Below are 14,198 nucleotides of genomic sequence, written 5' to 3' on the forward strand. Positions count from 1 at the left end.
TCTTATTGTGCCATTTTGACGGTATAAACAATATCCGCCATATGTACGGACTCTCCCGCGTTCCAATAGTTGAGGACGTTGCCCGCGCCGAGCTTCATTCCCCAGTCAAGCATCAGGCTTCCCCCGCCGTTTACTTTTCCCGCTGCGGCGGGAATTGGATATGCCATGCTTCCCCCGTTTGAAAAAACGTACCGGTTTGAACCGATGCCCAGCTGTGCGCTCAGCGCGTTTATATCGCTTACCCAGCTTCCGGCATCCGCAGTCCATGACATCGCTACATTCGTAAGCTGCACCGGCGCCATAGAGGCGTTGGTCAGCTGCTGGGCGTCGGGGAATGTGATTTCCCCCGCCGCGTCGATCTTTGCCGTGCTTGCTATGGGGATCGACACGTTGATCGTCGCCTGCCGGACGTTGAACGGAATCTCTATTTCCGCGGAACCAAGCGCGGACGCCCCGTCCATGATTTTCACCGGGATTTTCAGGCTCCCGCCCGTCACCGTTTCGGAGAGCGCGTATGCGTTATACAGGCGTACCGCGTTCTCGCTTCCGATCGGCATGTCGCCTGTGATGCTGTTCATATCGACCGCACCGAGGCCAAACCCGAACTTCTTCATCGCGTCGGCGCTGCCCCATGAATTGCGGTTGTTCTTTACTTCTCCGATTGCCGCGATTTGCGGCGTATAGCCCGGCAGGGAAAGCGCAGGCGTTCCCATGAATATCTGCGCGCCCGCCTTCGCCGGATTGACCGTGAGTTTCACCGCGTCGTTGTTATCATTCGAAAGCACGGTTTCGCCGGCGGTCAGTTCCGCGTCTGAGGTTCCGTCGGCCCCGGAAAGCGACCAGGTGGAAAGCCCGAACACGCTGCTTTTTACGTCGTCCGTCATCACATAATACTCTCCCGCCGCGAGCGCATTCGCGCTGCTGAACGTAACGGTGATTCCTTTATCGCCGCTGGCCGATGCGGCCGCTCCGCTTACACGGGCCCCTTCGGCCGTATATACGGAGACGGTATTTAGCAAGCCCGCAACCGGGCTGTCCATCGCAAAGGATATGCTTCCGCCTTTTTCCGGGATCAACGTGTCTTGGGGCTGCTGTACATAAACGACCGCCTTGCCGAGCACGATATTCCCGTCCGCGTTGCGTTTCGAAACATAGTTTGCGTTATCCGACCGGATATAACCGTCCGCGCCATAATATTCCGCGCCCAGCGGCGTTCCCGTTTCGTTTGTCGCCACGAGCAGCGGATAGGCCACTCCATAATCCCCCGATACGTCGATTCGCGCCCCGCCTGCCATGGGGCCGGTAATTTTAAGCGTGTCGTCATTCCCGGAAATGGCGATATTGCTTACAGTGCCATCCGAAAGCGTATAGCTTCCCTTGCTTCCTTCCAGGCTGCCGCCCTCAATATTTCCTGTGACGACGGGCGTTCCCGCTATGCTGATATGCAGTCCCTGGGACCAGCCTATACCGCCGTTCAGTACCGCGGCGTCATTATAGCTGATTTCCCCGCCCGTAAGCTTAACGGACGCCCCGGCCGGATTTTCTATATAAAGCCCGCCGCCAAAGCCGCCTTTATTATAGGAAACCGCGCCGCCGCTCATCTCGAACCTTCCGCTGGTGAGGCAAATCCCTCCGCCGAAGCCGCTGCCCTTGTTTCCTGACACCACGCCGCCGGAAAGCAGGTAGGCCCCGCCGCTTATCACGACGCCGCCCGTGTCCTGCATCCCTTCGCAATCCCAAATCCTTCCGCCGTACATGTTGAATGTACCGCCTCCCCCGACCTGGACCCCTCCGGCTCCTGCGTTCGCGTTGTTTATATTATCCTGGAGTATCGTTCCCTCATACATATTCAAAACCCCGCTGCCGAGCTGTATGACCGGTCCGGTTGCCGTGAGTTTTTTCCCGTCAAGGGTGAGCGCTTCCGTGCCCGCGCTGTTTCCCAGCGTCAGCGTTGCGCCGGAATCGACGATGAGCATTGCGCCGTTGGCATTTACGCGCGCAATGGTGTGCCCGCCGCCCAAAATAACGGTATTCTTAGTGACCGTCTGTCCGGCTGCCAGCGTGATATCCGCAAGCAGGGTGATCGTTCCGCCGGAGGCCGAGGCGTTGACGGCCGCAATTGCCTGGACAAACGTGCCGGAATATTCCGTCCCGCTGCCCGCGAGCGTATATCTTACTTCCGCCGGGGCAAGGACGATGTTTCCGCTGCCGCCGTCAAGGGTGGTGGCGTAAGCCGGTGAATCCGCCCGGAAATAGCCCTGTGCGCCGATATACTCCGTGCCCGCTTTTTCCCCGGTATCGTCGCGTATAATCTGCACCGCGGAGTCCACCGGCGAGGTGATTCCAATATTCGCGCCCGTACCCAGTTCCCCAGTAATGGCACGCTTATTGCTCTTTGCGGTCCACTGCGCGAAGGCCAGGTTGTTCTCAGTTCCTCCGCTGAGCGTATAGCCGCCGTTGCTCCCCCAAACCGTTCCGTTGACGACATTGCCCGCAATGACCGGGGTCCCCGAAAAGGTAATATGACTGCTGTTGTCATAGAGTCCGCCGCCGCCATTGCCGTTGGTTGTGGAGTTGTTTACAATCTTTACGCTCCCGGATATATGAACGGCCGCGCCGCTCTCAAGCCCTACGCCGCCGCCGCTCCTTGCCGAGGTGTTATAAGATATCTCACCGCCGGACAAATTTGCCGTCCCCGCGGCTCCCGACAGGTATACTCCTGAATTCGTGCTGCCTGATATCGTTCCCCCGCTCATATTAAAAACCGTTCCGGCGGTTGGATGGTAAAAGCTCACTCCTGTTTGGTTATCAAGTATTTTTCCGCCGGACATGCTGACAGCCGCTTCTCCTTCCAGAACGACGCCGTTTCGTGCATTATTCCTGATTACAGCGCCGCTGTTTATATCAACAGCAGCGCCGGACATGGCATAAATGACCGACGAATAAGCTTCAGGCATGGCGGGATAACCCGTTTTGTTTCCATCAAGGACGATATCCCCGAATGCAAGCCCCGTACCGGCCCCGGTAGCCAAAAACATTGCCGATGGCGCTGCGGCAGACCCGCCGCCCGCAAAGCTTCTTGTGACGGCATGTCCGTTCCCGTTCAGCGTATACGAACCCGCGCCGACTGTAATTGCCGCTTCCAGTGAAACATCTTCCTTTAATGTGATTGTATTCCCGTCGGCTTCGGCGTTTGCCGCGCCCCCCAACGCCGCGACAAATTCGTTGGCGTTTGCCACCATGCCGCCCAACGCCGTGCCCTGCGCATTTGGGTCCTGTTCAAAAATTGCGGCCAGCTCATCGCCTTCGGAAAGGACAGCCGTCCCGGCCGCTTCCAGCACGGATAAATCTTCCCGGCCCCAGCCCTTGAATATAAGCCCCCCGGGAATTTCATAATCCTCCGCCGTAAAGACGTCTTCATAGCCCGGGAGCGTAACCGTCCCATCGCCGTTTATTCCTAACGCGCTTGGTTTCAGGAGTCCGTTCCCGTCGTTGGCTTCCGCTACCTTAAAATGAATTGTAAGCTCCTGCACAGGCGTATTTTCCGTTTCCTCCGGTTCCGGTTTCGGCTCCGGTGTTGGTTCTGGCTCCGGCACTGGTTCCGCTTCCGGCACTGGTTCCGCTTCTTTTCCCGTACAGCTTGCCGGGCTTCCCGCGCATACGGCGCAATCCCCGTTTACTGCATCTTCCGTGCACAGGGTTTCACAAACGCACGTATCCGCCTGTCCGGGCTCTTCCGGCTCCGCAGCCTGCTCTGCTTCGTTATTTATTCTTTCCGTCGGCATTTCCACAGGGATGCCGCCATCGCCCTCATTGTTAATAATCGTGTCGCCCATCGCGAAAGAAGCAACGGGCAGGGTTATCAAAAGCGCCAGGGCCAATACAATGGAAAGGCATCTTTTACGGCGTGTTTTTAATTTATATTTTTTGCCGGAATCTAAACGGCTGTTCTTCATTTTGATCCCCTTTTTATGCTTTCTACTCATTGTGTCCATTGATCCGATTTCGACAGAATAGATATCTGATTCTCTGTGTATTAGTTTCGCTTTCCTATATATGTAGTCTATATATACCAAATAGACAATACGTTATATACCAAATAGACAATACGTTCTCAACGCCTGCGCGGCCTTATCACGCGGCAAGGTTGACGCAAATGTGAATATACCAAAATTTATTGACTGCATCACAAAAAGGAGGGCGATGCCCTCCTGCCGCTGAAAGGGTCCAACCGTAAGACCGGGTCGGGTTTGGATGGAAAGGCGCCGGAAAAAAGCCAAAACAATAGAAAACCCCCTGTCCCGGTTGGGACAGGGGGTTCGGGGGCAGTCTGCCATGCGCTTGCGGGGCATGGCCTGCTTACCCATTCTGTATTGGATTTTATTGCGAAATACCTTTCCTTTGCGTTTTGTATTCCATGTATGCCTGCCCGTCGAGCGTCTTCCACGTAAAAACGCCGTTTTCATAAATCATATAGCTATGCGCGCTTCCCTCCTTGGGAATGGAAACCGATCCGGGATTCATATACACATAACTTCCATGATCCGTGCATTTTGGAATATGCGTATGCCCGCAGAGAAGGATGTCGCCCTGTTTTAAGGGCGGCAGGTTTTCTTCGTTCCACACATGCCCGTGCGTCGCATAGATCACGGGCTCCCCAAAGGAAAACACGCCGTAATCCGCCATGACCGGGAATTCGAGCACCATCTGGTCGACCTCCGCCTCACAGTTGCCGCGCACGCACATAATACTGTTTTTCATGCCGTTCAACATGGAAATCACCTTTTTAGGCGCATATCCGTCGGGCAAATCGTTCCTCGGGCCATGATACAGGAGGTCTCCGAGCAGGAGCAGCCTGTCCGCCCGTTCCCGCCCGTATGCTTCCATGAGCCGGGCGCAGAAGGATGCCGAGCCGTGGATATCCGATGCGATCAACACTCTCATTTGTTTTTCCCCCGATTCAAAAGAGTGCGGCGCATTCCTGCGCCGCACTTCATATTTTTCCTGTTTTACAACCGGCTCCGGTCGCCCATTTTATTGGCGCCGCCCGTCTGTTTCGGACGCGGAGGCTCTAGGTCGTCCTCATCATCCTTTTCGTCATCCTCAAGTTCAAATTCACGTTCGCGTCCGCGCGGTTCGTTATAGATTTTTTCAATCTTGCGCTTTTTCTTTTTGTTATGACGCGCCACGGCGATAATTACAATTATCACGACAATAATCACAATCACCATGATAATCCCCAGCATGAGGGAACTGATCCCCCCCGGCACCTTGTCTGCAACCTCTTTTAAAGTAAAGCTGTCGCCGTTTTGCTCAAACTTCAGGTACAGGTCTTTGGACGTACCCGGCGTTTGCACCACGTAGGAATCGCCATCCGCGGAAACGATTTTTGTCGTCGCTCCCTGCTGCACCTCGATGCTCAAAATCTTTCCCTGCTCCATAGATGCGCCCGGCGCAAGAAGCCCCCACTGGTAGGCGCCGATGCCCCCCTGGTTGAACACAAACCGTCCCTTGCCATCGGTCAGGCCGGTGGTAAGCGGCGTATCTCCCTGGTTGATCTGTACCCCTATGCCGGCCACTGCCTTGTCTGCCGCATCCACAAAGTCGGCCGTAAATTTAATTGTTCCGGCAACCCCTGCGGAAGCCGTTGCCGTCGCTTCGGGAGCGGGCGTCTTGCTTTCCCCCACAGCCGTGATCTGCAAGGCTTCTTCCGCCATAAAGGCGACGGTCATATGCAGGCTCTGCACGCCGTTCGCGATGGAGATATCGTATTTACCGCCCATCGCCATATCCACAATCGCCGTACGGTCTCCGCGGGAAAGCAGGATACGGCCCGTGCTCTCTTTTCCGTCTTTGCCCACGATCGTCACATTATGGCTGTCAAGCGGCACGCCCGGGAACGTGACCATCCCCTCCTGATTACTCGTTTGGGAAAGGTTTCCTACCTTCACCGTATATCCGGAGGCAACCGCGCCGTTGTCATAGACATACATTATCAGGTCGACATAATTCTGGCTGTCGTCCGGCGTCTCGGTAGGCGACGGGGACGGCTCCGGGGTTTGGGTCGGCGCCTGCGTCGGCTGACGCGTCGGGTCCGGCGTAGGCTCGGGCGTCGGGTCCGGCGTGGGATCAGGCGTTGGGTCCGGCGTGGGCTCGGGCGTCGGGTCCGGCGCCGCCGTAACCGTTTCCGTGGGATCAGGCTCTGCCGTTTCCCCTTCCGCGAACGCCGCCATGGGCGCCATCATCGCCAGCACCAGGGCAATTATAACAACGAGGCCCATTAATTTCGTATATTTTTTCATATAGTTCCTCTCGATCTAAAAAAATCCCCTGTCTTATTATAGCAATACAACAAGGCAGGGTCGTTTCATACTGTCGATTATTTTCCGCAAGACTCCTTGAGGTCGTCTTTCAATTTTTGCGGCACGGTGGAGAACAGCGTGCTCACCGATTCACGTTCATGGATTCTGTAAACCGCCTCTGCAAAAAGCGGGGCAACGGAAACCGTCTGGAATTTTTTCTGGCCGATGATGAACGGATTTTCTACGCTGTCTGTGGAAATAACCGTTTCAATCGGGCTTTCGTTGATGGCTTTCACGCCCTTTTCACGCAGCATGATATGCCCAAGGACCGCCACAATGCGCTTGGCGCCGCGCGATTTCAGCATATGGGCCACATCGATCAGCGTTCCGCCGGAAATGGAGAAATCATCCACGATCATGCAGTTCTTGCCTTCCACATTGCCGATAAGCTCAAGGATATGCGCATTTTCGTCATGGTCCGTACGCGTTTTATCGCCAATGGCAACGGGCAGCTGCAGGTAATCCGCATACTTCCTTGCCGTCTTGGCAAAACCGGCGTCCGGGGAAACGACCACGAGGTCTTCCATGATATCCATTCCCTTGATATATTCGCAGAGGATCGGCAGGGAAAGCAGGTGGTCAACCGGAATTTTGAAGAAACCCTGTACCTGGGCGCTGTGCAGGTCCATGGTAATAACCCTGTCCGCACCCGCCGTTTCAAGGCAGTCCGCACATACGCGCGCACGGATGGAAACCCTTGGCTCGTCCTTTTTATCGCCCTTGGCATACCCGAAATATGGAATGATCGCCGTGATCGAGCTTGCGCTCGCACGCTTGAAAGAATCCATCCAAAATAAAAGCTCCACTAATTCGTTGTTGGGGTCCAAACCAATCGGGAGCACTACATACACGTCTTTGTCTCTTACCGTTTCTTTAATACGGATAAAAATATTTCCGTCGGAAAAATGAATCACCTCCGACGCTCCTAAATCTGCCCCCAGATAGGCGCACATTTTCTTCGCGAAAGCAACCCCCGATGAGCCGGCAAAAATTTTTATGTCCGGGTTTCCGTTCAGCATAAATACCTACCATCCTTGTTATAATCGTTTAAACACCTATTACTGATTATAGCACCCGCCCGGTCCCTTTTCAATCAAATTGCATATTTTTCAGTTAAAATTTTAATTGACTCGTCGAGATACGGACTCGTCCGTTTTTCGCACGCAATCGCCGCATAAGGACGCATTGCGCCGTGGTAATCGCTGCCCTGCGTTACAAGGAGCCCGTGGCGTTTTGCAATCCCTAAATAACGCTCCACATCCGCGTCCGAATGGGCCGGATAATATGCTTCGATTCCCCCGAGTCCCATTTCCTTGAGCTCGGCTGTCAAAGTTTCAATGTTATCCGCCCGCACAAACTTCGGATGGGCAAGCACAGGAATCCCTCCCGTTTTCAGGATCATTTCAATCGCCTGCTGCGGGTTTAATTTCCGGCGCTGTACATAGCAGCTGCCTTCCTCGTTTAAATAGCGTGTGAACGCGTCCTGCAAATCGCTCGCATAGCCTTTTTCAATCAGCGCGAGCGCCACATGCGGCCGCCCGAGCGTATTGCCCTTCGCAAACCGCTCCACATCCGCAAACTCTATCTTCATGCCGTGCTCCTGCACCACGCGGATGATTTCGCGCACACGTTCGACGCGGGAGCCGCGCAGGTCGTCCATCATGGCGGTCAGTTCCTTGTCCTTTGTGTCCATGCCGTAGCCGAGGATATGCAGCTCTCCCGTATGGCGCACGGAAAACTCCACGCCCGCAAGATATTTCAGCCTCAGCTCTTTTGCCGTGGCAATTGCCTCCGGCTGGGAATCCATCGTGTCGTGGTCCGTGATTGCGGAAAGCTTAAGGCCCAGCTTCCGGCATTTTGTGATAATTTCTTTCGGCGTATCCGTTCCGTCGGACGCCGTTGAATGCATATGTAAATCGATCATATTTTTGCTCCGTGAAAAACAGGAAGGCGCGACGGATCGCGCCCCTGCTGTTTGTAATGAATGAAGCTCCGTATTGCCCCGCAAAACGAAACCGTTCAGCCGCCGAAAATCAATTGCCTCCTTTGGCGCGATTGATTTTCGTATTTCATATATCTTCCGGTTTGGGCGGCTCCACAATAATTGTTTCCACCGCTTCCGCATCTGTCGGCTGCTCCGGAGGCGCAACCCATTCCGGTTCCTTTTCCGTCTTCTTTTCCTCAATTTCCCAGGAATCGGGGTCGTCTACCGGGATTTCGTCGTCAAACAGCTGCTGGAATTCTTCGCCTGTCAGCTTTTCCTTGCGCATCAGCACCTCGCCGATATTAACCACCTTGCGCAGGTTTTTGCTGAGGATATCCGTTGCCTTTGTATACGCGCTTTCGATGATACGCGTTACCTCCGCATCGATACGCGCGGACGTGCTCTCGGAATATTCCGGCGTCTGCCCGAAATCCTTGCCGAGGAACACTTCGTGGCCGGATGCGAGGAACACCGGACCGAGCTCGTCGCTCATGCCGTATTTTGTGACCATGTCCTTCGCCGTTTCCGTCGCACGCTGGAGGTCGTTGATCGCGCCCGTGGAAATATCCTTCAGGGTAAGCGACTCCGCCACGCGGCCGCCCAGCATCATCGTGATTTCATCCATCAGGCGGGATTTAAACACATGCTGTTTATCTTCCTCCGGCAGCGTCATGGTATAGCCTGCCGCCATGCCGCGCGGAATAATGGAAACCTCATGCACCGGATCGCACTTCGGGAGCACATGCGCAAGAATGGCATGGCCCACCTCGTGATAGGCGGTGCAGCGCCTGTCGTCCTCGGTCATGACACGGCTCTTCTTTTCCGGCCCCGCAATGACCCGCGTGATCGATTCCTCGATCTCGCTCATACCGATTTTCTTTTTCCGGCGGCGGGCGGTTAGGATCGCGGCTTCGTTCAGCACATTTTCAAGGTCCGCGCCGATAAAGCCCGGAGTGCGCCGCGCAATTACCTTGAAATCCACGTCGGATTCAAAGGGCTTGCCCTTTGCGTGCACCTTGAGGATTTCTTCCCGGCCCTTAACGTCAGGATAATTCACCGTAATCTGCCTGTCAAAACGACCGGCGCGCAGGAGCGCGGGGTCGAGGATATCGCGGCGGTTCGTCGCCGCCATGACGATAATTCCCTCGTTGACCTCAAAACCGTCCATTTCAACGAGCAGCTGGTTCAGCGTCTGCTCTCGTTCGTCGTGGCCGCCGCCAAGGCCCGCGCCCCTTTGGCGTCCTACCGCATCGATTTCATCGATGAATACAATACAGGGAGCGTTTTTCTTTGCATTTTCAAACAAATCACGCACCCGGGACGCGCCGACGCCCACGAACATTTCCACAAAATCGGAACCGCTGATTGAGAAGAAGGGTACCTTCGCCTCGCCCGCGACCGCCTTTGCGAGCAGCGTTTTACCACCGCCCGGAGGGCCCACCAGGAGCACGCCCTTGGGGATGCGCGCACCAAGTTCTTTAAACCTTGCCGGATTTTTCAGGAATTGGACGATCTCGACAAGCTCTTCCTTTTCTTCATCCGCACCCGCAACGTCGGCAAACGTTTTGTTGGTATCGCCGCCGTCCGTCATGCGCGCCTTGCTCTTTCCGAACGCCATCGCGCTGCCCGTGCCGCCCGCGCCGTTTTGCGCGCGCCGCATGATGACCACCCACAGCACCAGCAAAAGCACAATCGGGATCAGGTACGGCAGCAGCTGTACAAAGAAGTTCGGTTCCGGTGTGGGAACATAGTTCAGCGTAAAGCCGTATTCTTCCGGATTGGTGCTACCCGTTACTGCGGCCAGGTCCTGGTTGAACTGCTCGACAGATGCCGGGATTGTGGTTGAAAAATCATATTGCTGTGTGGGAAACAGCTTTTCGTCCTGCACCTGCGACCCTGTTTTATACAGGCCCACAAGCGTGCGGTCCTGAAGCGCCACAGCCTTGATGTCGTCTCCCTGCACCTTTTGCAGGAATTCCGAATACTGGAGCTCGTCCACCGTCGTTGTCTGCGGACTGCCCAGGAACTGTGCCGCCAATATGATTACTACGATAATGATAATATAGATCAGCGGCCCTCTGAAAAATTTGCCCAAATTTCTACCCTCCTTCGTCGCAACGCGCCCTTTTGCTTGTTTCGTCCTGCGGACGAAGCTTCGCGGCTGCGGGCGGTTGCTCCTCTTCCCCACAAAAACTCACTTTGTTCACTCCAGAGTGCCTTCTCTCGCCGCTTTGCGGCGATTCACCTTGCGAGTTTTGCGGGGGCCCATTTTACGCTTTCCGGTTGGCTGCCGCAAAGGCAATGGGTTTATTCTTTTAAATTTTTTATAATGCCTTCTTCTTAGCGCCCTTTTGCTCGTTTCGTCCTGCGGACGAAGCTTCGCGGCTGCGGGCGGTTGCTCCTGCCCTGCATAGCTTCTGCTTGCCGTCGCGCTTCGGTTTCCTCGCGCTCCCGGAGCTTCAGCCATCTTCCCCACAAAACTCACTTTGTTCACCCCAGAGTGCTTTCTCTCGCCGCTTTGCGGCGATTCACCCTGCGAGTTTTGCGGGGGCCCATTTTACGCTTTCCGGTTGGCTGCCGCAAAGGCAATGGGTTTATATCATATTAATATTATTACCTACTTTTTGCCGGATTCAAACCGTATGCGGCTCATTCGTAGACAGAACGTTTCAATACGCCTACATGCTCATAGTTCCTGTATTTCGACGCATAGTCCAGCCCATAGCCGACCACGAATTCATCCGGGATGTCAAAGCCGACATATTTCACCGGCACCTCTACCTCGCGGCGGTCGGGTTTGTTCAGCAGGCAGCAGATATTGATGCTTTCCGGCTTCCTGCCCTTGAGCTGTTCCGTCAGGTTGTGCAGCGTCCAGCCCGAATCGATAATATCTTCGATAATCAGAAGATGCTTCCCGCGGATATCCTCCTGCATGTCGTATTTGATTTGTACGCTGCCCGAGGACGTGCTGCCCTTTCCATAGCTTGAAACCGCCATGAAATCGATTTCCATGGGAATTTTGACCTGGCGCATCAAATCGGAAAAAAACACGACGCTCCCGCGCAGGATTCCCACCGCGATGAGGTCCTTCCCTTCGTAATCATTTGAAATTTGTTCGCCAAGCTCTTTTACGCGATCTTCGATCTGTTCCTTTGAAAGCAATATCTTTTCGATATCCCGTTCCACATAATGCTGCATGTTCAGCTTTCTCCCCCGTCAGTTTCTTCTTTTTTATTGCCGCAGCGGACATAATTCATCCGCAAAATACGCTTTGTTGTACCATCCACCTTGTAATCGTCCCCGATTACGTGGCCTACCGCCCAAATAATGCGGTTGCCGTCGGCAAGAAGCGGCGTCTTTTCCCGCTGCTCCCGCGTCAGCTTCTTGTCAATAAAGTAATCCTTCAGCTTTTTACTTCCCCCGCTTCCAAGCGGCGTGATGCGGTCGCCCGTATATCTCGTGCGGAACATGAAATGCGCGGGCAGCTTGTCCCGGTCCACATACGCCGTATACGGGTCTTTATTGCTGAAATCGCAGGCACGGGCCTGCTCGCACACGATATAATCCCCAAACGGCGTTTCGTTCTTCGCCTCAATATCAAACACGCTGCAAAAGCTGTAATTGATACGCCGCGCCGCAAAGCAAATAACGAGCGTTCCATATTCCACTTCCGCGCACAGCCCCCCGGAGAGGTTTACACGGGTGCCCGTCTTGTTTTTCTGCGCGAGCCTCATCACCGAACCCACGTGGGCCTTCTCTATATCCTGCGTAACAAAAAGCTTTGCGCAGGCGATTTTGATGATCCTGTAGGCCACCGCCGGTGAAAGCCCAAGGAAACGCCCGATATCGATTTCAACACGGTCGCCCTTTTGTGCGGCGCATTCCGGGAACACGCGCTCCGCCTCGCCAAAGATAAACGCGGAATCTTCCTGCGCAATCGCGCTCAGGCGGTTGAGGGCCCCGGAAACATCGGGGTTAATCCTTTCCCTGACCTGTGGAAGCAGCGTATTGCGGACAAAATTACGTGTGTATTGCGCGCTGTCGTTCGTTTTGTCCTGCGCATAGCAAAGGCCTTTTTCCCGGACGTATTCCATCACGTCTTCCCGCGAAACGCACAGGAACGGGCGGATAAAATTTCCATTCCGCGCGGCGATTCCCTTAAGCCCGTCGATCCCGCTGCCGCGGAGGATATGCATGAGCACGCTTTCCGCATTGTCGTCGCTGTGGTGGCCCGTCGCGATCACGTCGACGTCTTCGTTTTCAACAAGCGTGTTGAAGTACGTTTCCCGCGCGCGCTTCGCCGCTGTTTCCTCGCTCATCCCCCATTCCCCCGCAAGCACGGGAACATCCGCCGCGCTCATATAAAAGGGGATGCCCTGCTCTTCGCAGAAACGGCTTACAAAATCCGCATCGTCAAGCGATTCCTGCCCGCGGATTCCGTGTTCGAAATGCACGCATGCCACGGAGCAGGAAAAAAACGGCGCAAGGGACCGGAGGCAGGCCAGGAGCGCCATGGAATCCGGTCCGCCGGAAACCGCGACGCCGACCGTCTGTCCAAGACCGATCAGCCCGTTTTCTGTTATGAAGTCCCTCACTCGCTCTTCCATACCAAATTCTATCCCTAGTATATATAATATACTGAAGCGCCCCACTTTACAACCTTTAAGCGCCGGGATTTCGCGTGAATATTTTGTTAATATTACTATACCGCACGCACATGAACGCAATATGAATCGGGCGCCCGCGCAAATTCATCCGCCTTCCGGAAGAATTCGTTCCGCCCCGGGCGCTTCGTTCATTCCTTACAGATGGGTTTCCAGGTAAACGCGGAGGTTTTCCTCGCGGAGACCCAGCTTTTTGCGAATATTGCTGCGGTGGTAATCCACCGTTTTCTTGGTGATAAACAGCGCGTCGGCAATTTCCTTGCTGGAATACCCCTCCTTAATCATCGTGCACACCTGCAATTCACGCGGGCTGAGCTTATCGAACACGGACGGGCGTTTTTTGGTAATGGGGTATACGATCTCGTCAATCAGCCCCGTCACAATATTAAGGTCCCGTTCCTTGACGTTTTTCTTCAGGTAATTCAGGGAGGGACGGATATATTTTTCCACATTCTGCGTGATGGTTTGTTCCAGGTCCTCCTTATAGCGTTCCCGCTGGTTCAGGATTTCCATCAGCATGTCGTTTTGCGCTTCCAGGTTCTCATATAATTCCGCCAGCTCGTTCATATTGGTCTCCACGCGTTTCTGGAAGGTGATGTCGCGGATATATTCGATGACCAATACAACATGGCCGTTTTTGTCGAGGACGGGAACCGCGTACAGCTTCTGCCATCCCGAATCCTTGCCGTCCGTCGTATAGGGCACAAGGTCCATTTGCGGCGCGGCGGTGCGGACGGCGCGGATTGTGGGGCAGCAGGCGCACGGCTCCCCGCGGCCGTGGAACACCTCATAGCACTTCTGGCCGAGCACATTGTCCCCGCCCGGATACCAGTGCAGCATAGACTTATTCACATAAATAATTTTAAAATCCGGCTTGAGGACGCTGATTCCGTCCTGTATACTGGAAAGAACCGCTTCATAGAGCTCCGTATTGGAGAGGAACTCGTCCTCCGTATCGACCGAGATTGCGGTAGGCACGTCGGGCTTGAATACCCATTCTGTACTTTTCGCCATTTAAAATTTCCCCATATATCGATATTTTACAGCAGATAACAGCCCGCAGCGTACGGGATATGTTGTATGGCAATCCCCGCAGATATCTGACGCCGGGGCATTTGGAAAACTGTAATAATTTCAGTATAGGCCCCCCATGGCCAAAAGTCAATCAAAATACTAGTTTTGCACTGG

General features: G+C 54.5%; 9 protein-coding genes. All 9 read right to left on the bottom strand.

Annotated features, from left to right (window positions below; genetic code table 11):
- Positions 1-2 precede the first annotated feature (2 nt).
- A complete protein-coding gene (locus BBD38_RS06970) occupies positions 3-3,956 on the bottom strand; it encodes a beta strand repeat-containing protein (protein ID WP_066686143.1) in 3,954 nt (1,317 codons plus the stop codon).
- A 424-nt stretch (positions 3,957-4,380) separates the two neighbouring features.
- Positions 4,381-4,944 (bottom strand): phosphodiesterase, encoded by a 564-nt coding sequence (yfcE, locus tag BBD38_RS06980; protein WP_066686493.1) that lies wholly within the window; start codon positions 4,942-4,944, stop codon positions 4,381-4,383.
- A 65-nt stretch (positions 4,945-5,009) separates the two neighbouring features.
- Complete coding sequence (locus BBD38_RS14820) at positions 5,010-6,302, bottom strand: hypothetical protein (RefSeq protein ID WP_066686151.1); 1,293 nt, start codon at positions 6,300-6,302, stop codon at positions 5,010-5,012.
- Between the two features lie 77 nt (positions 6,303-6,379).
- Positions 6,380-7,381, bottom strand: coding sequence for a ribose-phosphate diphosphokinase (locus BBD38_RS06990; RefSeq protein ID WP_066686152.1), 1,002 nt, complete (start codon positions 7,379-7,381; stop codon positions 6,380-6,382).
- 74 nt (positions 7,382-7,455) lie between these two features.
- Positions 7,456-8,286 carry a PHP domain-containing protein gene (locus BBD38_RS06995; protein WP_066686154.1) on the bottom strand — a complete coding sequence of 277 codons (831 nt, stop codon included), beginning with the start codon at positions 8,284-8,286 and terminating at the stop codon, positions 7,456-7,458.
- A 145-nt stretch (positions 8,287-8,431) separates the two neighbouring features.
- Positions 8,432-10,441 carry an ATP-dependent zinc metalloprotease FtsH gene (gene ftsH, locus BBD38_RS07000; protein ID WP_066686155.1) on the bottom strand — a complete coding sequence of 670 codons (2,010 nt, stop codon included), beginning with the start codon at positions 10,439-10,441 and terminating at the stop codon, positions 8,432-8,434.
- 554 nt (positions 10,442-10,995) lie between these two features.
- Positions 10,996-11,544 (bottom strand): hypoxanthine phosphoribosyltransferase, encoded by a 549-nt coding sequence (hpt, locus tag BBD38_RS07005; protein WP_066686157.1) that lies wholly within the window; start codon positions 11,542-11,544, stop codon positions 10,996-10,998.
- Between the two features lie 2 nt (positions 11,545-11,546).
- Positions 11,547-12,953, bottom strand: a complete 1,407-nt coding sequence (gene tilS, locus BBD38_RS07010) for a tRNA lysidine(34) synthetase TilS (protein WP_082989544.1) — start codon at positions 12,951-12,953, stop codon at positions 11,547-11,549.
- 195 nt (positions 12,954-13,148) lie between these two features.
- Complete coding sequence (locus BBD38_RS07015) at positions 13,149-14,024, bottom strand: LuxR C-terminal-related transcriptional regulator (protein WP_066686165.1); 876 nt, start codon at positions 14,022-14,024, stop codon at positions 13,149-13,151.
- Positions 14,025-14,198: the final 174 nt, after the last annotated feature.

Source organism: Christensenella intestinihominis (assembly GCF_001678845.1).
Taxonomy (GTDB): domain Bacteria; phylum Bacillota; class Clostridia; order Christensenellales; family Christensenellaceae; genus Christensenella; species Christensenella intestinihominis.